The sequence below is a fragment of the Candidatus Bathyarchaeia archaeon genome (assembly GCA_035935655.1).
In the GTDB taxonomy this organism is placed as follows: domain Archaea; phylum Thermoproteota; class Bathyarchaeia; order 40CM-2-53-6; family 40CM-2-53-6; genus 40CM-2-53-6.
Window position 1 is genome coordinate 216599 of sequence record DASYWW010000012.1, and the last position, 19883, is coordinate 236481.

At 52.1% G+C, this 19883-nt stretch carries 23 protein-coding genes and 1 pseudogene; 12 read left to right on the forward strand and 12 right to left on the reverse strand.

Features of this window, described 5'->3' with window-relative positions; genetic code table 11:
• Positions 1-44: 44 nt before the first annotated feature.
• On the forward strand, positions 45-1187 hold the full coding sequence (locus VGS11_02200) for a saccharopine dehydrogenase C-terminal domain-containing protein (protein HEV2118911.1): 1143 nt from the start codon (positions 45-47) through the stop codon (positions 1185-1187).
• A gap of 90 nt (positions 1188-1277) precedes the next feature.
• Here VGS11_02200 and VGS11_02205 read toward each other — a convergent pair whose 3' ends face one another.
• Entirely contained in the window at positions 1278-2156 is an 879-nt protein-coding gene (locus tag VGS11_02205; GenBank protein HEV2118912.1) for a hypothetical protein, read from the reverse strand.
• Positions 2157-2332: 176 nt separating this feature from the next.
• On the opposite strand from VGS11_02205, the gene VGS11_02210 reads away from it, so the two are divergent.
• Positions 2333-2974 carry a dihydrofolate reductase family protein gene (locus VGS11_02210; GenBank protein ID HEV2118913.1) on the forward strand — a complete coding sequence of 214 codons (642 nt, stop codon included), beginning with the start codon at positions 2333-2335 and terminating at the stop codon, positions 2972-2974.
• 608 nt (positions 2975-3582) lie between these two features.
• On the opposite strand, the gene VGS11_02215 is transcribed toward VGS11_02210, so the two are convergent.
• From VGS11_02215 to VGS11_02225, 3 genes are all read right to left on the reverse strand, one after another.
• Positions 3583-3831 carry a hypothetical protein gene (locus VGS11_02215; GenBank protein ID HEV2118914.1) on the reverse strand — a complete coding sequence of 83 codons (249 nt, stop codon included), beginning with the start codon at positions 3829-3831 and terminating at the stop codon, positions 3583-3585.
• A 193-nt stretch (positions 3832-4024) separates the two neighbouring features.
• A complete protein-coding gene (locus VGS11_02220) occupies positions 4025-4609 on the reverse strand; it encodes a hypothetical protein (GenBank protein HEV2118915.1) in 585 nt (194 codons plus the stop codon).
• A gap of 76 nt (positions 4610-4685) precedes the next feature.
• The gene (locus tag VGS11_02225; protein ID HEV2118916.1) at positions 4686-5453 is read right to left on the reverse strand and encodes a hypothetical protein; all 768 of its coding nucleotides are present in this window, start codon (positions 5451-5453) and stop codon (positions 4686-4688) included.
• A 180-nt stretch (positions 5454-5633) separates the two neighbouring features.
• Here VGS11_02225 and VGS11_02230 point away from each other — a divergent pair, with 180 nt between their 5' ends.
• From VGS11_02230 to VGS11_02250, 5 genes and pseudogenes are all read left to right on the forward strand, one after another.
• On the forward strand, positions 5634-6380 hold the full coding sequence (locus VGS11_02230; protein HEV2118917.1) for an alpha/beta hydrolase: 747 nt from the start codon (positions 5634-5636) through the stop codon (positions 6378-6380).
• A gap of 291 nt (positions 6381-6671) precedes the next feature.
• On the forward strand, positions 6672-7157 hold the full coding sequence (locus tag VGS11_02235) for a hypothetical protein (GenBank protein HEV2118918.1): 486 nt from the start codon (positions 6672-6674) through the stop codon (positions 7155-7157).
• Positions 7158-7259: 102 nt separating this feature from the next.
• Positions 7260-8081 carry an amidohydrolase family protein gene (locus VGS11_02240; protein HEV2118919.1) on the forward strand — a complete coding sequence of 274 codons (822 nt, stop codon included), beginning with the start codon at positions 7260-7262 and terminating at the stop codon, positions 8079-8081.
• Complete coding sequence (locus VGS11_02245) at positions 8078-8569, forward strand: GNAT family N-acetyltransferase (GenBank protein HEV2118920.1); 492 nt, start codon at positions 8078-8080, stop codon at positions 8567-8569. Before VGS11_02240 ends, VGS11_02245 begins: the two co-directional genes overlap by 4 nt.
• Positions 8570-8825: 256 nt before the next feature.
• A pseudogene (locus tag VGS11_02250) lies at positions 8826-9260 on the forward strand (dienelactone hydrolase family protein).
• A 121-nt stretch (positions 9261-9381) separates the two neighbouring features.
• Here the strand turns inward: VGS11_02250 and VGS11_02255 are convergent.
• The 5 genes from VGS11_02255 to VGS11_02275 all read right to left on the reverse strand — a co-directional run bounded on the left by VGS11_02255 (position 9382) and on the right by VGS11_02275 (position 12848).
• Positions 9382-10035: a GNAT family N-acetyltransferase gene (locus VGS11_02255; GenBank protein HEV2118921.1), complete on the reverse strand. Its 654-nt coding sequence runs from the start codon at positions 10033-10035 to the stop codon at positions 9382-9384.
• Positions 10036-10121: 86 nt separating this feature from the next.
• On the reverse strand, positions 10122-11390 hold the full coding sequence (locus VGS11_02260) for a TCR/Tet family MFS transporter (GenBank protein HEV2118922.1): 1269 nt from the start codon (positions 11388-11390) through the stop codon (positions 10122-10124).
• A gap of 153 nt (positions 11391-11543) precedes the next feature.
• Complete coding sequence (locus VGS11_02265) at positions 11544-12035, reverse strand: SRPBCC family protein (protein ID HEV2118923.1); 492 nt, start codon at positions 12033-12035, stop codon at positions 11544-11546.
• Entirely contained in the window at positions 12035-12358 is a 324-nt protein-coding gene (locus VGS11_02270) for a metalloregulator ArsR/SmtB family transcription factor (protein ID HEV2118924.1), read from the reverse strand. The genes VGS11_02265 and VGS11_02270 overlap by 1 nt, the downstream gene beginning before the upstream one ends.
• 85 nt (positions 12359-12443) lie before the next feature.
• Positions 12444-12848, reverse strand: coding sequence for a helix-turn-helix domain-containing protein (locus VGS11_02275; protein ID HEV2118925.1), 405 nt, complete (start codon positions 12846-12848; stop codon positions 12444-12446).
• Positions 12849-12951: 103 nt separating this feature from the next.
• Between VGS11_02275 and VGS11_02280 the strand changes: the two genes are divergently transcribed.
• Together VGS11_02280 and VGS11_02285 are read left to right on the forward strand one after the other, a co-directional pair.
• Positions 12952-13323, forward strand: a complete 372-nt coding sequence (locus VGS11_02280; protein ID HEV2118926.1) for a nuclear transport factor 2 family protein — start codon at positions 12952-12954, stop codon at positions 13321-13323.
• Positions 13324-13388: 65 nt separating this feature from the next.
• Positions 13389-13802: a hypothetical protein gene (locus VGS11_02285; GenBank protein ID HEV2118927.1), complete on the forward strand. Its 414-nt coding sequence runs from the start codon at positions 13389-13391 to the stop codon at positions 13800-13802.
• A 160-nt stretch (positions 13803-13962) separates the two neighbouring features.
• On the opposite strand, the gene VGS11_02290 is transcribed toward VGS11_02285, so the two are convergent.
• The 3 genes from VGS11_02290 to VGS11_02300 form a co-directional block, all read right to left on the reverse strand.
• Positions 13963-15828 (reverse strand): helicase-related protein, encoded by a 1866-nt coding sequence (locus VGS11_02290; GenBank protein ID HEV2118928.1) that lies wholly within the window; start codon positions 15826-15828, stop codon positions 13963-13965.
• Between the two features lie 216 nt (positions 15829-16044).
• The gene (locus VGS11_02295) at positions 16045-16458 is read right to left on the reverse strand and encodes a nitroreductase family deazaflavin-dependent oxidoreductase (protein HEV2118929.1); all 414 of its coding nucleotides are present in this window, start codon (positions 16456-16458) and stop codon (positions 16045-16047) included.
• A 168-nt stretch (positions 16459-16626) separates the two neighbouring features.
• The gene (locus VGS11_02300) at positions 16627-17019 is read right to left on the reverse strand and encodes a gamma-glutamylcyclotransferase family protein (GenBank protein ID HEV2118930.1); all 393 of its coding nucleotides are present in this window, start codon (positions 17017-17019) and stop codon (positions 16627-16629) included.
• Between the two features lie 176 nt (positions 17020-17195).
• On the opposite strand from VGS11_02300, the gene VGS11_02305 reads away from it, so the two are divergent.
• The 3 genes from VGS11_02305 (at position 17196) to VGS11_02315 (ending at position 19830) form a co-directional block, all read left to right on the forward strand.
• A complete protein-coding gene (locus VGS11_02305; protein HEV2118931.1) occupies positions 17196-17792 on the forward strand; it encodes a hypothetical protein in 597 nt (198 codons plus the stop codon).
• Positions 17793-17956: 164 nt separating this feature from the next.
• Entirely contained in the window at positions 17957-18892 is a 936-nt protein-coding gene (locus VGS11_02310) for a hypothetical protein (protein HEV2118932.1), read from the forward strand.
• Between the two features lie 488 nt (positions 18893-19380).
• Positions 19381-19830 (forward strand): hypothetical protein, encoded by a 450-nt coding sequence (locus VGS11_02315; protein ID HEV2118933.1) that lies wholly within the window; start codon positions 19381-19383, stop codon positions 19828-19830.
• The last annotated feature ends 53 nt before the right edge of the window (positions 19831-19883 follow it).

The window sequence follows — 19883 nt, forward strand, 5'->3', positions numbered from 1 at the left end:
TCCAACTTAAGAAGACTCAGCGTCTGCTTTCAGAGGAGATAGTCATGAAAGTCCTTGTTGTGGGGTGCGGGAAGGTTGGATCTGAGATCGCCCGAGACCTGGCGGGGTCAAGCGACGTTGATTCTGTGGTCGCGATGGACGCCAGTTCTCAGAACCTAAATCTCCTGAAAAAACGGGTTCCAAGAAAGCTTCAGACTGTCAAGGTGAGCATATCCCAGAAGCCCCGTTTCCATGCCCTTCTAGGAAAGGTCGACCTTGTTTGTGGTGCGTTGCCGGGACGTCTTGGATTTGATCTAATGACTCAGACAGTGAAAGCGGGCAGAGACACTGTGGATATCTCCTATACTCCACGCGATGCATTCTTGCTTCAGCGCGAGGCGAAGGAGGCCGGGGTTCGGATTGTGCCTCAATGTGGTGTCGCGCCTGGTTTCACGAACATGTGCGTTGGTGATGCCTCAAGCAAGCTAGATCAGATGAAATCAGTTGAGATCTTTGTTGGCGGTCTCCCGGAGAAGCCCGAACCCCCCTTGAGTTATCGGATCGTGTTCTCCCTTGAAGATGTATTGAACGAGTACTCTCGACCTGTCCAGGTGATCGAGGAAGGTAAGCGAAAGAAGGTTGAAGCTCTGTCTGGGCGTGGCCACATTAACTTTCCTCGAGTGGGGAAGCTGGAATATTTTCTCACTGACGGTCTCGGCTCTCTTCCTAGAAGCTATCCGAAAACGAGAGACATGCACGAGTTCACGCTCCGATACCCTGGGCATGCGGACATGATGCGAACGCTCCGGGTCCTAGGCTTCTTCGAACGTAAGCCGGTTAAGATTGGCGGTGTTCTGGTGGAGCCTAGACAGCTGTCGATAGAGCTTCTTCGCGGGGCGATGTCAAAGGGGTCGCCGGAGGATCTTCTGGCTTTGAGGGTTGACGTGAGGGGCTTATCTCTTGGAAAGAGAATTCATCTGAGATATCAACTCCTGGACCACTTCAATCGAAAATCAAGAGTCTCGGGAATGGCTCGTACAACAGCCTACCCATGCACCTCTGTCGCCTTACTGGTGGGGCGTGGAAGAATCAAGGAAACAGGCATCGTTACTCCTGAGAAGATTGCTCAGGACGAGGGGCTCTTCCGGTTTGTCTTGGATCGACTTGCCAAGCGCGGCGTCGACATGAAAATGTCTACGCTAGGCTGAACCCGGGATCTGCAGTAATGGCGTGGAAGAGTGCCAGTGCATCTTTCGGATAAAAAAAATTGGGAGGTTGTCTGCGCTCGTGAGACTCCGCTAGAGGTTCGCGCTTCGAATGTCGCCGTGGTTTCCGCCGCGGTCGGCTGATGCGTTCTTCCACTCGTTTATGATAAGACCCTGTCCACCAGCTGCATAGTGGAAGAAGAACGTGGTCACCGGACAAGTTCCCGACCCACCGAAGTAGCAAGGCGTGAAGTGGCTGTCAATGAAGCCTGTGGTAGTACAAGGAGCGGTAGGGTTGCCCGCGACGCAGTTAGAATCAGTTGAGGTTTGCATAGTTCCCGATGGGAGCGGGACGACGAAATAGCCATGCAGGCTGCCGGTAACCCCGTTGTTGACGAAGCCCTGAGGAACCCCCGGAGAGTTTTCACAAGCGCCTGGACTTGGGTTGGGCGAGGGAGAGGGCGGGGTGTCGGTGGAGCCAGCAGAGGGCGTAATGAAATTCCCGTCCTTGAACTGTTCGACGACCAGAAAGGAGCCGTCGTTCTTGTTCTGGAACACTGTGAAGTGTCTGTTGTAGGTGTCGTCAGCCCAGTAATTTCCACAAGTTCCAGAGTCAGGAGATCCGCTCGCATAAGGTCCGTAGTGTTGGGTGGAGCCTCCAGAGCTGGCAGGGGACGCCATCGTAATCTTCTGCGCCGAACCCATTGGAACGGATGTCTGAAGCGGTGCCGGGGCGGTCAGTGGGGATGTGTTCACGAGAGTTGTCAAGTCTATGACCGAGAATGTGTCGTCGCCGACACTGTTGATGAGCGATGTGATCAAATCTGCTAGTGAGGCGGACGGTAGAGGTGTGGAAGGTGTCGCGGCTCTGGTTGTTCCAGCAATCGCTGAAACACCACTGATACCTGTCACCAATAGCGCTGTGATAGCAAGAACTGAGATTTTTCTGAGATTCATCATTTTTGTTTTCATCGCTATCCCCTCGTGTTGAAATATATGGAATGTTACAACCCGCAATATTTTCTAGACTCGACAATATCGCGTTTCGATATTATCGAAACCCGAACGATTCAGCGGATCGTGAGCTAGAGCAGGCTTGTAAGGTATATACGAGCTAGAATCTGGGAAGGTGATAATTGAGAACCCTAATGAAGAGTCGATTGTTTTTCGATGTGGCCTCATCTCTGGACGGTTTTATCGCGCCTGAAGGAATGGTTATGGCCCACGCGATGGATCCCGAGTACAAACAATGGATGAGCCTATGGTCGAAACTGCAGAGCTGGGTTTTCCAGCAGAAGTTCTTCCGCGAGAACCTCAAGCTCGGCGAGGGCGGCGAGACTGGTCACGATAATCGGATGTTAGAAGAAACATTCAAGCGAACTGGCGTAAGCATCATGGGGAAGAGGATGTTCGAGGGAGGAGAACGCTTCTGGCCTGAAGAAGCACCGTTTCACACACCAGTCTACGTCTTGACTCATGAAGTTCGGAAACCCTGGGTACGCCCCGGAGGCACAACCTTCCACTTCGTTAATGATGGGATAGAGAGCGCTCTTGGACAAGCACGAAGAGCAGCTGGGAACAGGGACATCCGAATCGCGGGCGGAGCCAAAGTGATCCAACAATTTCTTAACGCTGGACTAGTTGACGAATTCACCATCCACTACTCACCAGTGTTCTTCGGTGGCGGCGAGCAACTGTTTTCAGGAATAAACAAGAACGTCAAGGTGAAAATCAGGGAAGCTGTTGGATCGAAAGAGGTTACACACGTCACATTCACAGTAGAGAAGTGAAACGATCTATCAGAGACGCTGTCGACGACAGAGAGGTTTGACCAGTGAAGTCATCTGACTCGACAAGAGAAAAAGGAATACTGAATTCCTAGCGCCTTGTCTTGGCGACCGTTACTGAATCTTGGAGTGGCATTACTCTGAACTTTCCTGTCTTCTGATGGTCCGCTTCGCACTGTCGACAGAACGATAGCTGGTAATATTCCCCGTACAATCCCTTGGCTAAGACTCCTTTGCGTCTGCATCCGCACCCACATCTGCATGGATCTCTCACCTTCGGCTTTGCCCTGGTCTCTTGTTGCTGATGCTTCAAGACATACAAGACAGGGAGAAACCAATGATTTAGCCTTGCGTAACTTGGATCCAATCTGTCCAGATGATTTTCGGTGGGTTACTTCAGACCGGTCTCTTTTTTTCATTTCTCCCAGTGGATAGGCGTAATCCATGGCTAAGCTATGGGACATGTGGTTGAATGGACATCCGCGAGAAAGCTCTCCAGCAGACCCGGCAAACAGGTGAGCGAAGGAAGATGGTGAGGTTGAAGAAGCCGATAAGTCCTATTTTCTCCGTCTAGTCGAGCGTTGAATCGGCATCAAAGGCTGAGACCAAGACTAGATGCGTAGAAAGTTCGTGATAAGTCGCGACAGGAGCACTGCTGTGACTGACAGTACTATCGTTATGAATCTCGAGACGACTTGGATGTCGAACGGCCAAGTTGGAAGGGATGCGATCTTTCGATCCAGCATCTCCACCTCCTGAAGATCCGTTAGTCTTGACAATCCTTTGTGAACGTCGCCCATCGTCGCGTTCTCTTTGGATCGTAGCGGGTCTTGGTTGAGTTGGGGGATAGCGAGCGCCAATCTCTCGCATGAGCCCGCGTTTCTCTGCTTGCATCTTCGCGTGGATGCTGTTCAGGGGCAGGAAGAAGAACGCGACTCCGAGTAAGAAAAAAACGATGAGCATCGCGGTACCCAAGAGAGGCACTTGATGGTAGGAACGTTGAGAACAGGAGGAACGTGAGAAGTAATCCCACGAAGGAGGCTGTTGTTAGGGTTAGGGCGAGGTTGCCCATCGGCCGTGCCCCATCATACGGTCTTCGAGAAAAGATCCTAGTTTCAAGGATGAACCTCCGAGCCTATGCAATCCGATACTTGCTATTGCGAATTCCCAGAGGTAGGTTGAGAATGCGAGACTGTTGAGATACACGACGATGATGTTGCCGAGAATTATCGAGAGAATCGGCGGGAGAATGCCTGCAGACGCGTACGCCACTAGGACGAGTGTTCCGGCGATTGCGGCTATAAGAACGGCGGGAAGGGTCTGTGTCATCCTTCCGAAAGCTCGCCGATAATCTTCCACACCACCCGACATTCTTGCGGCTATTAGAGCCTCGGATACTACGATTCTCTGACGCATGTATCGCACCATGTAGAAGAGGTAGAATGGGAGGAGGAGGTTGAGGACCGCGTTAGGAAAGGAGAAGGGAGCCGCTTCGCTCGCGACGTATTGGATGAGGTAAAATATGGGCCCGCTGGGGATTATCGCTGCCCACACAAAGGCGGCTAACGGATAAGGAAGAGGGATTAGCTTGACGAACCGTTCGATAAGAGTGGGGGTCTCGATACGGCTGGGGACCAAGGATCAACGTGATTCTTCGACACGTAATTCCTTAGTTAAGCCTACGGCACAGGGGTCTTTCCGGAAATCGGTTATCTTACTGGCTGACGAAGACACACTTTCTATTGGGTCCATCGATTCCAATCTGAGCGAACCTAGTTAGGATATGATTGCCGATGGTTGCCCAGTTGTCTCCCCGATTTTCGAGAGGGTAGGTCTTGAGTCGTATCGCCTCTGCTTTAATGCTGGAGAGCTTTACTCCCCCGATTAGGACCTCACCGAGCATGAAGGGAAGGGCTTCGTACCTAGGCCCAAGGTCCTTCCGGTCCACTGCCTGTTGGAACCGGACTGATGGGAGCTTCGTTTTGACCCAGGCGAATGGAAGGTCCAATCCGGCAGGGGCTCCGGTATCGATCACGGCATTTACGTTGAGTTTTGAGAAGGTTACTTTTGCGCTGGGGACGTCTCTTCCGGACTGAAACGTAACCTCGCGACCTTGGGGGACGGTGCCTAGTTGGATCACGCTTTTGGAGTAATCAACCGTGAACGGTGTCTTTCCAAGTGCATCGAAACCAAGTATGAAGTCCATGCCAGGGAAATGATTACCGATCGGGAGGATCTTAGCTCTGGAAGCAACGAGCGTCGATGTTCCCAAACCAAATGATACGGGATCGACGGATCCAGATTGATCATTGTGCTTTAGTGCCAAGCGTTGAGCGGTCTGGGTGTCAAGGAACGTTTCATCCGAGTCACTGTCAAGGATACCGTTAAGCTGCTGATCATTAACCTGAGCACCAACCCACACCATACCATCCTTAAGCTTGAAAGATAAACTGGAATCCAATCCATGCCTTAGCTCGCTCATGGTCTAGTTATGCGTTCTCTAGGCGAGACTGAGCGCAGGGCCACGGGTCCATAGCTCTCGGTCTCAGGAAGCCCCGATTTACGACCCTTTCTCCACCTTCATAATTGGGTTCTCGAGTTGAGCTTATCTAGACCTCTGGCTTTAGCAAATTCTGTGCCAGTGAAGGGACAATATCTCCGCTTGAGAAGCTCGCGAATCTACCACGAAACATTCGGCACAGGCGAGCCTGTGCTGCTATTGCACGGAGGACTTGGGACCGTTGAAGACTTCTCTTCACAGACCCCAGAACTGGCGAAGCATTTCAGAGTAGTCGCCTTCGAAAGGCCCGGAAACGGGCATACGGCCGACACCGCTGAACCCTTCAGTTTCACCACTATGGCGGAGGACACTGTCGACTTGATCAAAACGCTGAAGCTAGGGGCGACGAACCTTGTGGGTTGGAGCGATGGCGCGATCATCGCTCTTCTAGTCGCCATCTCTCGACCAGACCTCGTGAAGCGTATCGTACCTGTAAGCGGGCTCTTCAATGCCAAGTCTCAGTCTCCGCAGGATCTGAACTGGATCAGATCGCTCACGCCAGAATCCTTCAGAAAGGCCGCATCGACACTCCTAAAACGGTACGACGAGATCTCCCCTGACGGTCCCGCTCACTTCCCGGTGGTGTTGGAGAAAACGAAGAGGTTGTGGCTGAACGAGCCCAACATTGCAACAGAAGAGCTGGCAAAGATCACTGCTCCAACGATGATAATGGCTGGAGATAGAGACGCCATTCCTATAGAGCATACAATGGAACTGTTCAGATCGATAAAGGGAGCACAATTGTGCATCATCCCTGACGCCACACACTTCCTGATGTCCGAGAAACCGGATATGGTCAATCGGGCGATCCTCGATTTCCTAGCCGCGAAAGAGAAACTGAAGGAGTAGGTCTGATTTTCTAGGCGGGAGTGGCATTCGTTGATGGGTCTACAGCTATCTTTCGAGGAGTGGGACGACCGAACGTCATGACCGTCATCTATCTAGGACAGAGCGGCTGATTCGCAATCGCGGGTGTTCCCAGTACGCATTCGCGACCCGCTAGTCCTTCTGGTGAAAATGTGGTCAAAGCGTGTGTAATAACCGCTGGGAAAAAACCGGAACAACAGCGAACCGGAGATTTCGTTTCGGCAATCAAAGGTTATTTGCAGACCCAACCTCCAGAGAATCGAGCTATATTTGGTGGACATATCCGACCCCATCGTCTTCAGTACCATTGCTCAGACAGCGGTTCTCACGCTAACCCTCGTTATCTTCATCCTCTCCTTTCGCAGCCAGAACAAGGCAATCAGGGAACAGGCCTACCAAAAGGTAATGGACGACTACGGCGATGCCATGAGAATGTTATCGGAGAGACCTGAACTCTACGCATTCCAACTCGAGCTCTTCAACAGGAGTCAACGCCCACTTACCCGAGAGCAAAAAACATACTCACGCGAGGAAATGGTCATCCGAAACTACGTCGTCATGCTCTACGGATTCTTTGAAAGAATCCACTCCCTCTACAGGCGCAAATGGATCGATGAGGACACGTGGAAGCAATGGTCAGCGTTTCTCGAAGTTATTGCCATACACCCGGTTTTCAGAGACGTTCACTCGTCATCCGGAGAAATGTGGGACAAGCCCTTCGTAGACTACGTCGACGACCTTCTGAAGCGCAAAGCCTGAAGACCCATGAAGCAACTAGCAGAGCGATGACAGGCAATTCCAAATCTCCGATGGACTCGCGCGACATCTTGTATCCATGTCAAGACCCCGAGTGAAAAATGATTGAAGAGGATAATCGATGCGCACTTGCATTTGTCTGAGCGCCGAGACGACGCCCTCAATCGTTTCGCGCGCAGGAACCTGCTGAGATACACCCTATACGAGCTACTGGGGCTGATGCGCAGAAACAAGATCGTGCGCGGGTTGCTGCTTAGCCCGCCCATGCAAGGGGGAGCTCCGCTGTCAAATAGCGAAGTCATCAAGCTCTGCAAGAGGAGCGGGGGGATGCTTGCCCCAGTGATCACGGTAGAACCTACTTCCAGAGATGTGAAGGCTGCTGTCAACCTTGCCCAGGAAAAAAGGAAGGAGGTGAAGGCGTTCAAGGTGAGACTAGGTTACGTCAAGGCATCAGCAGTAAGTCCTGTCTTTGATCGGCTCTATGAATATGCCGAGTCGGAGAAACTCCCAGTCCTCTTCCACACCGGGGACACAGCATTCAGCACAGGGGACCTCTCCCGCTCTCACCCGTTGACCTTGGACGGATTGGCTAACAAGCGCGAGGAGCTTACGATAGTACTTTGCCACTTTGGCAACCCATGGTTTGAGGATGTCGCCGAGCTCATCTACAAGCACCCGAACGTCTACGCCGATGTATCCGGATTGACTACTGGTGGCGCGTACGCGGAGAAGTATGCAGAGTGGCTGTCCAGGAAAATCAGCGAAGCGATCTATTTTGCGGCAGGGGCAGACAAGGTCATCTTTGGAACCGATTATCCCATCACCAAACACTCGGAAGCATTGGCTCTGGTGAGAAGGCTGAAAGTGGATGAGAGTGACAAAGAAAAGATCCTCTATCACAATGCGAAGATAGTTTTCGACCTATGATGACCCAACAGGATATCGCAATTGTAGATGTCCCGAAGGGGAAGAGGGCGAGTCTGAAATGGATACTTGAGGAGAGCTTCGAAGGATGGTACCTGATGCATTCGAAGCGAACCCTTCGAGATATCGATCTGGTTAGAGCTGCAACCTCATCAGGGACGCCGGTCGGTTTGGTCATGCTGAAAACGCTAGGCAAGAGCGTCGGCTACGTGTACTACATAGCCGTGGCAAAGGCCGATAGGAAGAAAGGGATCGGGAAACTGCTCTTGGAAGACGCCCTTAGCTACTTCAAGACATCTGGCGCAGAGGAAGTGTTTGCAAGCGTGGAAGAGGACAATAAACCCTCTGAGGCACTGTTCGCATCAGAAGGGTTCGCGCCCACGAGCTTCAGCAAAGTCTCCAAGAAGTATGGGAGTCTTCACACTCTCAACATGTACAGGGAAATGCTGGTCGTTCCAGGTGAGGTCCTGTTACGCAAAGCGATCACCTGACACAACTACCGGTTATCGCCTAATTCTCAATGAAAAATATTAATGACTGCTCGACATGAGGGCTCCATGAGCTCCCTTTCGATGACCGCAAAGAGTCGCATGGTCGAATTCAAAGCAGAAGACACGCCGGGCACAGGATACTTGGTGTCACCGGAAAAACCGGCGCGGGGGAGTGCTCGTTCTGCATGCCTGGTGGGGACTGAATGATTTCTTCAAGAGCTTTGCCAACAAGCTAGCATCTTAGGGATTTCTTGTTTTAGCGCCTGACCTCCATGATGGTCCCGTGGCCAAGTCTGTGGAAGAGGCGAAGGAACTCAAGTCAAAAATCGACGACGAGAGAATCAAGAAGACCGTCTTAGGCGCCGCCGACTGCCTGCGGTCCGACCTATCGATATCAGGACGCAAGGTAGGAGTGATCGGCTTTTCCATGGGTGCAGCGTTTTCCTTGTTGTTGAGCACGCTGAAGCCTGAAAGCGTTGAAGCAGTTGTTGTCTTCTACGGTTCTTATCCCATAGATTTCTCCAAGTCTAGAGCATCCTTCCTGGGACATTTTTCGCCGGATGATGAGTGGGAGCCTGTGGCGGACGTGCGGTCTACAGAGGAGAAGATTCCCGCGGGGCTGGAAGGGAAGTTACGTTTCACTTCTACCCGGGGACGAAACACTGGTTCGTCGAAGAGAATCGACCGGTAGAATACAATCGGAACCCGGCGGATGTGGCTTGGAAAAGAACGTTGGAGTTCCTCGATAAGAACCTGCGATAGTCCGCTCGAGACCCTCGGCTGGAAAGCGATGCAGGCAACTTGGCTGTTGCTTAGAGTCGCTTTCGCACTACCAGATACCAGTCAGCGTCGCGATGCATTGTGAAGCCGTTGTTGAGGTACATTGACAGCGGGCCTGGAAAATTGTAAGCAGCTGAGTTTGGCTTCTTGACAGGGTAGGCTTCAGCGAACTCTAACCCTTCTGCGGAGAATTTCTTGCAGGCGGCGTTGAGTAGGTGTGATGCGATTCCCTTGTTGCGATGGGAGGAAGCTGTTATGAAGCAGACGATTGAACCGACTCGTTCCGCTTTGTCGGGGCCAGGGCCCATCAGCCAGTGGAGAGTGGGGTAGCTGTTTCGGGGAGCAGCGTTACACCAGGCAACCGGTTTTCCATTGTCGTAGGCCAGGAATCCGTGTATCTTCGCCCCCGCGACATGGCTTGAGGCCTGGCGACGACTCTCAGCCTTTCCCTTGTTTGGGAAGTGATAGAGAGAGCAGTAGCAGTCAGACCAATCAGGGTTGTCCGCGAATGCAACACTGTCGAAGAACAGCAGGAAGTCGTCTCTCAGTGACGGCGTCAGTTCTTTGACGACCAGATCGCTCATGGGATAAGGCGATACAGTGTTCTTCCATATCTGCTTGCTGGCGGTGGTATGATCCGTTTTGTACTTGTAGATTCCTAGCCCCAAGATCTTCCCTCGTGACACGTACTGCTACTCGGAGTCAGATTTCTCGAAGTCCTGTCTCACGAAACAAATTATCGGGCTAAGTCATTATGATCTGGAAGTTCTTCTCAAGGTGAGCTCCGATCTCTGGGACGAGTGACCTTTGCCGCTAGGATGAGGGAGCTGATCATCAAGAGTGCAGAGAGCAGGAATGGCGCGCCCGGAAGATTGAGGGGCGCTTGGTTGCCGATGAAGAATGCGAATATTAGGGTGAAAAGTGTGGGTCCGATGACGCCGGTGAGGCCCATGAGGCTGCCGTTGATGCCTTGGAGGGCTCCTTGTTCGGATGGGCCGACTCGTCGAGTCATTAGGCCTTGCAACGCAGGTTGGACGAACCCGATTGGTGCGTAGAAGATTATTGCAATCATGAACACGAGGCTGTTGGGTGCGAGGCCCCAGATCATGAACCCTACTGTGCCAGAGACAATTCCGATGATGAGGGCGATGCGCTCGCCAAACCGAGCGACGACACGCCGGACTAGGAGTCCTTGAACGATGATGTTGCATGCACCAACTAGGGCAAGTGCTGCTCCGACTAGGGCGTACCCCCAGCCGTACCTGTAGGCAGCGTAGAGCACGTAGACGCTGGGCAGGACTTGGAAGGCGAGGAAATTGAGGAAATTGACTGTTACGAAGCCGGCTAGCCCCTTTCTGCCTCGGATCATAGAAAGAGAGCCTATGGGGTTGGCTTTTCGAAACGAGATGGGGCTTCGGTGCTCGAGAGGCAGAGATTCGGGCAGCACAACTAGTCCGTATACGGCACTTGCAAGCGAGAGTGCGGCTGCGCCCCAGAAGGGGAATCGCGGGCCAATTCCCGCCAATAGCCCACCGACCAGTGGTCCGATGATGAATCCTACGCCAAAGATCGATCCTATCATCCCGTATGCACCTGCCCGCCGTTCACCTGGGACGGTATCTGCTACATAGGCGAAGCTTACGGTGAAGCTTGCACTGGTGATGCCGCTGACTACTCTCCCGATGAATAGCCATGTCAGGTTGGGGGCTAGAGCCATGATGATGTAATCGACGCCTAGACCGAATGCCGAGAGAATGAGGACCGGTCGTCGGCCAAAGCGGTCTGATAGTGCACCTAGAAGCGGGGCGAATAGAAATTGCATGAGCGCCCAGGTTGTGCCGAATAGGCCAAAGACCTCGGCGCCCCTGCCCGGGGGTCCTCCAACGAAGCTGGTCACTAGACCTGGGAGTACGGGAATGATGATGCCGAATCCTAAGGTATCGAAGAGGACTGTCGCGAATATGAACGCTAGTGCGGCTCTGCTTGCTCCAGTTCTTGTTACTGTTTCTACTCTTGGGGGTTCTTGAGTTAGCTCGGTCAAGCCGTTGACACTATTTTGATCGTTTAGAGATGGATGAGGTTCGGGATCCTATTATTTGTGGTGCACTTGAGGCAACTACTTCAAGCTAGTGAGGTACCGGAAAGTGATTCTGACCTGAAAAAAGGGGGAATTACCTCGAGTCTGCAATCATGCCTAGGTTTTGGCCAGGTGCTCGTCGAGGCGCTGGTAGGATTCCCGCATGCCTCCTTCGGCTCCTGAGGCGACATAACCGTCGCGTTGTTCGCGGTTCTTGAAGAGCACGCGAATGGTCACCCTCGTCGTCGAGCCATCATCAGCTAGCGTCATTGTCTCGAGCGATTCTGCGCCGGGAATGTTCTCGTAGTTATTTGTGCGGACGACTCGTTCTGGTGGCCGGTACTCGCGGATTACCCCGCTGAAGGCGTGGTCTGTGCCGTCTGGGGCGCGGTGTACGAAGCGCCACGCGCCGCCTTCGCGCAGGTCAGCGTCGGCGACAATCATCTTCATAGCGCGTGGGCCTAGCCACTGTTTGAGATGGCGTGGTTCGGTCATGGCTTGGAAGACGAGTTTGCGGGGTGCGTGGAGGGTGCGGGTGATGAGCACTTCCTTGTCGGAAGGGAGCGTTACGGTCATGTCGTCTTTGTGTTGGATCTTTTCTTTCTGCATCATTTCACCTCCTTCTTCTTCATCCGTTCAAGGTGGGCGTCCAGTCTGCTGAAGCTCTCTTGCATGTTCTGCTTGTATGGTCTAAGCCAGGCGTCTAGCACCCGGAAAGGTTCTGGGCGGAGGGAGTAGAGGCGTTTGGGGCCCTCCGGGTGGACCTGGACGAAGCCGGCGTCTTGGAGTATGTGCAGGTGGCGGGAGACGCCCGATTGGTCGATGCCGACTTTTTCAACGATATCGTTTACCGCGTGTTCGCCACTCCGGAGAACCTCGACGATACGCCGGCGCGTAGGGTCGGCAAGTATCTCGAACACAGCGGTATGCATGATAGTACATATGCACAACGATGCATATAAAGCTACGGGGCGGCCCAGTCAGAAGCGACCTGACCAAAACAGGTGAATCCCCGCGCTAGTATGTTTCGGGAGACTTGGCGATAGGCAGCTGCCGGTATTGTTTGATCATTTCTTCAAAGCTTGGGAATGGTTTGGATGAAGCGAATTTTTCTCTTATGTGATGTTTGAGCCCGTATCTCAGAAAGGCTAGGAGTATGAAGACCGCGTCTTCTCCGCGCGGCGTCAGAGTGTAGGAGATGGTGTCCATTGTTTCTTTCCTCTGTATGAGTCCTTCTTTTTGCATGTCTCTTAGCCTCCTGGACAAGACCCTCGCGGTGAGGCCGGGATTGTTTCTGAGAATTTCGCCAAATCTCCGCAGTTTCAGAAATCCGATGTCTCTCACAACCAGGAGGGTCCACTTCGCACCCAGAGACTTGACACTAGTCCGAATCGGATCCTGCTGGTAGAGAAGCCGAGGCATAACTCGATCGTCAACCTTCCCCATCGTTTCAGACCAGCAGTATCCATCTGGACCCTACAGCGGTTATATAGTATCCTTTGGATACTACCTTCTCGTGAGAGAAATGGAACAATCAGTCGAGTCACAGTCCGGACCAGCAATGAAATACTTCGACCACTGGTCAAAGAAAGAGTACCAGGCCAGCGCTAGGTATCTCGCCGAAAACCTCTCCTTCAAGGGACCGATCGACACGTTCAACAACTCGAAGGACTACCTGCAAGCCCTAAGCAAGCTCGCGCCCATCGTTGTCGAGGTTAAGAGGAAAAAGACCTTCGTAGACGGGAGTGATGCATGCTTCCTCTACGACCTCGTTACCAGCACCCCAGCAGGAACAGTTCCATGCGCAGAATGGATCCACTCCGAGCAGGGCAAAGTAAAGGCGATTCAGGTCTTCTTTGACGCAAGACCCTTCGCGGCAATGTTCGCTCCCCAGTAAATGGAAACGGCAGACAAAAGCCCAATAAACTCCCTTTTTTCTTAACGATCACCTGGAACCCCAAATTGACCAAAAGAATCGAGCCTGATAAGGAATACGGAGTTGGAACGATGGGATTCACGGAATTGTCATCAACAGACTCTCGAGCAACAAGGTCTTTCCTCGAGAGGGCGTTTCACTGGAGGTTTGAAGAGGTCAAGATGCCGAACGGCCCGTACCTTAGCTACAGAGGTCCAAATGGAAACACAATGGGCATCAGACAGGCCCAGAAGTCCGAGGCTCCAAGCAGTATGAACTATGTTCGTGTCGAAGATCTAAAACTAGCTGAAACTAAGGTTCTGGACGCTGGAGGAAAGATTATTCTCCCACGTACTGATATCCCGGGAATGGGTAGTTTCTTCTGGTTCAAGATCCCTTCAGGTCCTATGATGGCTTGCTGGCAAGACGCACCGCAACTCACGAAGAGGGATGGAACCTGATAGGCAGGCCTGTGCAAGTAAAAGAGTTCGACGGTTACACTGCTCGGTACTCCTCGAATAGCGCGAACTACTCGTATCTTTACGGTCGATTAAGGGGAACTAGTCATTCCGGAATATTGTATCGGTGCGGGCCTGGTAGACGTGTAGCCTGATTGTAGTCTCATACTCTGGTTTGATGGCGACGCTTACCCGAAGAATTCACCCCAACTATGTCGAACAGTATGCGTTTGTAGTTTATCGTCAGGGCTCTTGCGAAGAACTGCCCTTCGATGCTCATTTCGCTTAGATCGTGACTGTTCCTTTCGTCTGGGCGGAACCTTTCGAACGACAAGCAGTTTTCGAGGTATGGCTTGAGCTTGATAACATCGACATCTACTACGACTTCCTGGGGTATGGGCTTCTTCTTTGATGAACGGAGGAGGTCATTCAGCACTTCTCTGGCTGCTTCATGGTTCTTCCACGCCTCTTCGACAAATCCGGTGAAGAGTCCGTTCGTGATCAGTTTTGAGACGAATGACCCATCGCTATCTTCGGCGTATCCTTTTAGGAGATGGGCTTTGACGTTGAGCTCGTTTGATCTGTCGAAGCTATACAGTAACCGGCGAGCTTGGCCTTCGGCATCTGATTTGTAAGCGTGGTTGAGGGAATCACCGAAAGAGCCGCTGGCTAGGAGATATCTTGCCACGTCATAATCTCCAGAGATTAGAGCGGTGGAGATCATATGTGAGAAGTCGGGTTCGTATGGGATTTCGCTCATCAAGAGTCCCTTCCAGGTGGCTCTGCGGGTGTGGCGGTCGATTGCTCCAATTTCAACGAGCCAGTTCTCTGCAAAGGCGACCTCGCGGTGGTCTACCTTTGACATGAACTCTAGCTCTGGGAGTTTGAGGCCATACTTGGACATGAGGAGTACCAGGTCAAAGGGGGTCTCGTTTTCGAGAGCTTTGCGCACTGGTATCGGGTTGATCTTTTTTGGGAGGGGCGCATCGGTGAGGATGACGGCGCGGCCTGGCTTGAAGCGGCCGATTCTGCCTATCATCTGTAGTAGCGAGTTGTTGTCTATCTTGTTGTAGTGGAGCGTCTTTTGACCTAGCTTGTCCTTGCTGTCGATCACGTCATCAAATATCAGCACGTTATCGACGTAAATGTTGACTGAGGAAGCGATTACGTTTGTTGCGAAGATTCTCAGGTTCTTGTCCTGTTCGGCTCGGTGCTGCATTCTGTTGACTTCGGAGCCTTCGAGGCCTCCGTGAATGTAGACGCCGCCGTAGCTGCTGGCGTATTTTTCGACCAGGCGCCTTGTGGGGAGAAAGACTAGCCAGGATTCATCGCGGGGCTGCGAGTCGAAATAGTGTGACAGGGTTTTGAACATTCCGTCAAGGTCATCTGCCAGCTCCATCTCGAGTGTGACGTGGTATCTGCGACCGCTAATTCGGTAGAGTTTCGAGATGCCCAGGAAGGGCAGGAACTCCTTCGCGTCGATTGTGGCGCTCATGACCCGAAACAGATTCCCTGCGCTCGCCTCCTCCTTCTTCGCGAGTGACATGCACAGTTCCAGCTGGGACGTCATCTGGTGGCTTTCATCAAAGTAGATTGAAGAATCATGAATCGAGTTCTCGGCCAGCATTCTCAGCAAGACACCGTCTGTGACTATCTTGATCTTGCCACCTAGATTGATCTTAGTGTCCTTCGTAATGACAGCGAGTTCATGTTCTAGTTCTGGATGAAGCGCTTGGAGCGAATAGAAGAGAGCGTTGCAGGCAGCCCTTGAGGGCTCGCGGATAATGATCTGCCTTTTCCCCTTACACAATTCGTATTCGCGAATCGGAGTTACAGTGCTCTTTCCTGTGCCGACATCCCCGATGATTACGAAATGTTCCGAAAATTCTATCGAGTCAAGGATTGAGAAGATTGGGAGTTTTGGTTCGGGCCGTTTCTCAGTCGCTTTCTGCGCTTGATTCTCCACTCCATCGTCTGGGACGGATGGAAAACGCTGGCCATAATCAACACTGGGTTCCTTGCCAGCCAAAGGGAGAGTCGAGCCCTACAGGATATCTTTTCCTTAAGGGCAGAAATAAACCAGCGCCGATGCTTGACTGAGTCATGCCAATTTCCAAGACGACTGTCAGGTAAACTCGTGATTAACCCGATTCAATCACGACCAGCGTCCTCGTGAATCCGACGCCGACTTCGGCCGGGGGCGATCGCTGTGGACCGAGCGCGCAGGATTAGCTAGTTCTGTCAGTTATCGTTTGGCCTTGGGTGTGAACGCTATGATAGGGATGATCCGCTTGGTCTGTTTTTGGTACTGGGCGAACTGCGGGTAGAGCTTGGCTTGTCGCGCGTAGATTTTCTCGCGTTCAGAACCGATAAGTTCCTCCGCGCGCACCTCGATCGTCTCATTCCCGACCTCGATCTTGACTTCGGGGTGTGCCTTGAGGTTGTGGTACCAGTCCGGATTGGTGGGAGCTCCTCCCTTCGAGGCGAATACCAGATAGCGGTGGCCGTCCTTGAGATACATCACCGGGTTAGTCCGGGATTTGCCAGTGCGGGCACCGGTATGATTGATAAGGAGTAAAGGTGCGCCCTCGAAATTGCCGCCTACCTTTCCCTTGTTCTTGCGAAATTCCTGAATAACGCCGGCGTTCCAGTCGCTCATAATGTTCGTCTGCCGTTATCGCAACTGATTATAGTTATTGACTATTTGCATGAGAAGCCAGTCACGCGGTCCTGTCGAGATCATCGAAATATGGGTCCGTCCCTAATCTTGGGGCGGCTGTTGCGAGCTGTGAGTTTGAGTGGTGGGTGTCCGCCTCAGCTTTGCCAACTAGGCTGGGGGAAAACCTAGGCTTTCCGCGGCATGAATGACTCGCTGCAAATACTCGACCGATGGTTTCTCAGTTGTACCGGGTTTCGAAACATAGCATTGCGCCGGCACACGCTTGTTCCCTTTTGTCGCAACGGTGATGTCTACAGGGTTGTAATGCTTCAAGTCGTCCCTCGCGTATAACACCCGAACCTCATCCTGGGATAGTTCTGTTATCGTGCCGTAGACGGAGTCCCCTTCACTTGGGACGAGGGTGGCCATTGGAGAAAAGGTGATGTTCCAATTTTTCAATTCTGCCGTTTCAAATGTTTTCGGCCCAACACCGAGGGTCCGCAGGACCTCCAGATCCATGAAGGATCCGTAGAAGAAAATCTTGACACGGTCAGTCGCCAACGAGACCATTCTCGAACGAGCGAATCCCTAGATATTAAATATCCAGAAGAAATGCTTGGAGACGTATGAGCCTAAAGCGGTTCCATTTCATTGCGATCGTTCCTCTTGGAATCGAGTCTGTTAACGGGGCTCAGTGAATACTGCGTAGCGTCTATTCGAAAGAGGATTGTTAGGGATTGAGTTCTTTCTCTAAGAGTCGCGCCGCTGGGGTCGTTCTTCTCGTTACGATCATAGAAGATGCTGGGCTGATCGGGTGGCTGGCATTGGTTCGCGCCCCAATACTCTACCAGGGCGTTCCCATCGCCGCACTTGTCCTCTTGGTCGTACTGCTCATCGAGCATTCGATTATGCAGCGTGCCGAGAATCCAGATTTCACCGGCAAAGTCTTTCTGAGAATAATCAGCTTTACGACTCTTGAAGTGGTCAACTGGGCCGTATGGCTGGCCCTGCTCTCGAATACTACCTCTCTATTTTCGATGAGTTCTCTTGTGGCTTCAGCCTACTTCTTTGTCGGATTCTACATTGAACATCAGATCACGGAGAACGTGATCACGGGACAGCCGTTTCTCCAGTTTAGAAACCCGAAGTCCATCATCACGGCAGGTGTGATTCTTGAGACTCTTAGCGAGGGTGTGGGAGCACGCCTCTGGCTATTCTACGGGGCGACCGGGATAATATTCCTCGTCATAGGCTCCCTGATAGAACATTCGGTCCAATACGTTGTTGGAAGAGTGCCTGTAGAAAGTCAAGTAATGGAACACGAGCCCGCATAGCATACCTTCCATCTCGGAAGCTTCCTGCTCCTCATTGGTCGAGTTCAACCTATCGCTGTGTAACCAGATACAGGATTATACATTTCGCCAGACTTCTCTGAGCTATCCACAGCTACGCCCGGAATTCTTATTAACTGAACGCCCAATGCATGAGCCGATAGTTTATGCGGACCACGATCATAGTCCTCATGCTTCTAGCACTAGCCTCGCTTCCAGCAGTAACGGTCGCAGCTGGAGAAAAGCAACACGCGCTCGTACTGCGCCACCTCGTCACTCTGCCGACTGGCCTAGGTGCGGAGGGGCTTGTCATCCATGATGACCACTTTTACGTTGGGACATTCAGCTTCACAGCGTCCGATGGAACAATTCTCGTCTACAGCAAAGACGGGACGCTGGCAAAGCTATTTACAATATCCGGCCTTCCCCAGGTCGGACAACTATTATTCACGGACGACGGAACGCTTGTCACCGTTGCGGGAAACCTCGCCTCCGGCAAAGGCTCAGTGGTCAAAGTAAACGTGGAAACTGGGAGAGTTACAACATTCGCGTCGGGCTTTGCACTACCCAACGGTATCGTTGTCGATACGCATGGAAACTTCTTCGTAACTGATCTAATAGCAGGAAGCGTTTCCAAGGTCACGCCCGATGGAACGGTGTCAACATTCGCATCTGGCGGATTACTGGCACCAGCTCCCATACCAGGTGTGGGCCTAACTCTGGGATCGAACGATCTCGTTTTCAACGAGAGACTGACAGCCCTCTACGTCACAAACGTCGGACAAAACATAGTCGTGAAGATCGCGATTGGAGAAGACGCGAAGGCCGGCGCTATAACGAAATTTGCAGATATTCCCGGGCCAGATGGCATAGCGTTCAGTGGCAAGGGACTCTTGTACGTCACTTCCCCATTTACCAACTCACTCTACACAATAGCAAGCAACGGATTCACGCAAAAATTATCCATAGATACGACCCAAGAACAACTTAACAATCCATCCAATCTTGCATTCCGCGGAAGCCAGCTTTACATTACAAACCTGGCAATCAGTGGAACAGGATCCATTGCAGTAATCAAAGTTCAACCCACGCGCGACGACTAGATCACTACCCGGAAACCTTCGTCAGGCGAAATACTCGTAGAATCTAGCCCAGATTAGTGTTTTCAAATGGATACAATTTGTTTGAACCCTTCAGGTCTGATGCACCTGTACGTTCCTGAATATTCTGAGCTCTGAAAATAGAACGATGTTGATGGGAAGAAAATGAGAGCACCAAGGCAGGTAAGAATTGATTTGGATGAGCGGATATAGCTTCTCCGGACTAATCCTGCGAACGAGCGGCATCCATTTTTCAGGAAGATCTGAGTGGACCCGATCTCAGGAAATTCTAGCTAACTGTACGGCTTGGTTCTGGTTCGATTTAATACCGGAAAACTCTCTACAGTTCTGGGACGAAGATTGTTCTCGGGCTCGGAGACCCTGAGGAACATAGGGCTAGCATCAGTCGCGCTAGGCATCTTACTCTTCGGTCTTGTTCTGTGGCACGGACTTACAGGGTCGTTCATCGCCAACACCTACTGCGGCGGATATTGCGTAAACACTTACGCACACCCCCCTATCTCCCACTTTTCCTCGGGCTAGGACTCTTCTCCTTCGGCATCATAATGGTCTCCACGACAGGGATGCTTTCCTCGGCGAACATGCCAAAGGCTGACCGTGGAAAGTCTGGGCCAATCAGACTGGAGGTATTGATGTACTCCTACATCACAGTGCCATTTGCGATAGTACTCCTTCTTCTCGCTCTTGCGAACATGAATGCATGGTCCGGATCTCCTGCCGCCTATGTTGGAGCGTGCGGCCTCGGGATCTTGATACTGTTTCCAGGTATTCGGGCGGGCTGGTGTTACTCGATCATATGGGATGGTTTCTGGATCGACGTCCTGCTCTACACTATGATAGGCTATGGGATCATCATCTTCCTATCCATGATCCCGAAAATGCGGCCGCCATGCATCCAATTCCCTGAGCTGGAAGATTGACTAGCTCAGTGAAAAAAACGTGTTCCGGACTGTCTTATGCCTCGCCGAGCAAG

Coding starts and splice junctions, on each gene's coding strand:
- VGS11_02200 (HEV2118911.1), top strand. CDS start 45: ATGAAAGTCCTTGTTGTGGGGTGCGGGAAGGTTGGATCTGAGATCGCC.
- VGS11_02205 (HEV2118912.1), bottom strand. CDS start 2,156: ATGAAAACAAAAATGATGAATCTCAGAAAAATCTCAGTTCTTGCTATC.
- VGS11_02210 (HEV2118913.1), top strand. CDS start 2,333: ATGAAGAGTCGATTGTTTTTCGATGTGGCCTCATCTCTGGACGGTTTT.
- VGS11_02225 (HEV2118916.1), bottom strand. CDS start 5,453: ATGAGCGAGCTAAGGCATGGATTGGATTCCAGTTTATCTTTCAAGCTT.
- VGS11_02245 (HEV2118920.1), top strand. CDS start 8,078: ATGATGACCCAACAGGATATCGCAATTGTAGATGTCCCGAAGGGGAAG.
- VGS11_02265 (HEV2118923.1), bottom strand. CDS start 12,035: ATGCAGAAAGAAAAGATCCAACACAAAGACGACATGACCGTAACGCTC.
- VGS11_02270 (HEV2118924.1), bottom strand. CDS start 12,358: ATGCATACCGCTGTGTTCGAGATACTTGCCGACCCTACGCGCCGGCGT.
- VGS11_02275 (HEV2118925.1), bottom strand. CDS start 12,848: ATGCCTCGGCTTCTCTACCAGCAGGATCCGATTCGGACTAGTGTCAAG.
- VGS11_02280 (HEV2118926.1), top strand. CDS start 12,952: ATGGAACAATCAGTCGAGTCACAGTCCGGACCAGCAATGAAATACTTC.
- VGS11_02295 (HEV2118929.1), bottom strand. CDS start 16,458: ATGAGCGACTGGAACGCCGGCGTTATTCAGGAATTTCGCAAGAACAAG.
- VGS11_02310 (HEV2118932.1), top strand. CDS start 17,957: ATGCGGACCACGATCATAGTCCTCATGCTTCTAGCACTAGCCTCGCTT.